2 protein-coding genes are annotated in these 1,163 nt (G+C 67.3%); both read left to right on the top strand.

All coding sequences use genetic code 11. The features are described from left to right. Positions 1-371: 371 nt before the first annotated feature. Positions 372-680 carry a molecular chaperone GrpE gene (locus E1293_RS48415; RefSeq protein WP_165978736.1) on the top strand — a complete coding sequence of 103 codons (309 nt, stop codon included), beginning with the start codon at positions 372-374 and terminating at the stop codon, positions 678-680. Next, positions 677-1,000: a type II toxin-antitoxin system PemK/MazF family toxin gene (locus E1293_RS47085; protein WP_243717602.1), complete on the top strand. Its 324-nt coding sequence runs from the start codon at positions 677-679 to the stop codon at positions 998-1,000. Before E1293_RS48415 ends, E1293_RS47085 begins: the two co-directional genes overlap by 4 nt. Positions 1,001-1,163 lie beyond the last annotated feature (163 nt).

Genomic DNA, 1,163 nt, shown 5'->3' with positions numbered 1-1,163 from the left:
CCAGCATGTTCTTGGGGCGCGTACCTCCACCCCGCACCGGACACGACCAACGTGACCCCAAGCAGAACCCGCGATAAGCGGCCGCCAACAAAGTTCGTCCTCATGCCCACGACGCTAGAAACCCGGGTGACCTCGCACCATCGCCCTACACCCCCGCCCCCCGGTGAACCTAAGTACCAACGGACAGTGCACCCGGCAACACCCTCACCATCCGGGCCAGCGCGGTCACGTCGGCCATCGGCTCCCACCGCCGTCCTGTCAGCCGCGATCGTGTCAGACGCAGTGCCCACAGAGGGCCGCCTACACCCCTCCCCTTTTGCAGCACTATATGCAGCAATGTAAGCTGCGTGTGGTGCTGTATACTTGGCTGCATGAGTGTTCGAAAGAGTGTCCCCATGGGGTCCGAGGACGTCGCCACTCTGGAGCGCATGCACGCCCCCGCCAGCCCCGAACGCCAGGCGCTGGCCCAGCTCACCGGTCAGGAACTGGACGCGGGCGCCTCCGACGCGGAGATACTTACCGCATTGGTCCGCGCAGGACGGGAGGCTGTCACTCAACAGGTGGCGGCCACCGGGTACGCGGCATGGGCGGCCGAGATGGACGACGAGGACCGCGCCTACCGCACCGCCCGTCGCGGCTGGGATCGTGGCAACGATGTGGATGGTGGAACGGGAACGTGAATGCCGCCCCCCATGTCATCCCCGTCCGCGGTCGGATCTATCGCGCCGATCTCGGTTTCGGGCTCAAGCCGTGGCTGGTGGTCTCCAATAACGCCCGCAACAACGCCATCGGTGACTGCCTGGTCGCACGGATCACTAACACCCGCCGCGATCTGCCGTCCTGGGCTCCCCTGCGCACCGGTGACCCGCTCGCGGGATACGTCAACTGCGACGACCTCGGCCCCCTGTACCGAGACCAGATCGTCGCCGATCTAGGCGCCCTGTCGTTTCCCACAATGATGGATGTCGCCCGAGCACTGCGGCACGCCCTGGCGCTGTGACCATTCTGTGTTCTTGAGGGAGTCCGGCCTGTTCCTCACCCAAGCCCCCGGCTGCTGCTCCGGTATGGGGACCCCCCTGGCCAACGCGGAGCCGGGTGCCCGCGGCGTCTGTCGGCCGTGCCGCCCCGGTTCTAGGGGGCGGACGGCTCTCGGGGGGCGGGGG

Source organism: Actinomadura darangshiensis (assembly GCF_004349235.1).
Taxonomy (GTDB): domain Bacteria; phylum Actinomycetota; class Actinomycetes; order Streptosporangiales; family Streptosporangiaceae; genus Spirillospora; species Spirillospora darangshiensis.
Note: the sequence above shows the minus strand (reverse complement) of the source record. Positions and strands in the feature narration are given on the sequence as shown.

Coding starts and splice junctions, on each gene's coding strand:
- E1293_RS48415 (WP_165978736.1), top strand. CDS start 372: ATGAGTGTTCGAAAGAGTGTCCCCATGGGGTCCGAGGACGTCGCCACT.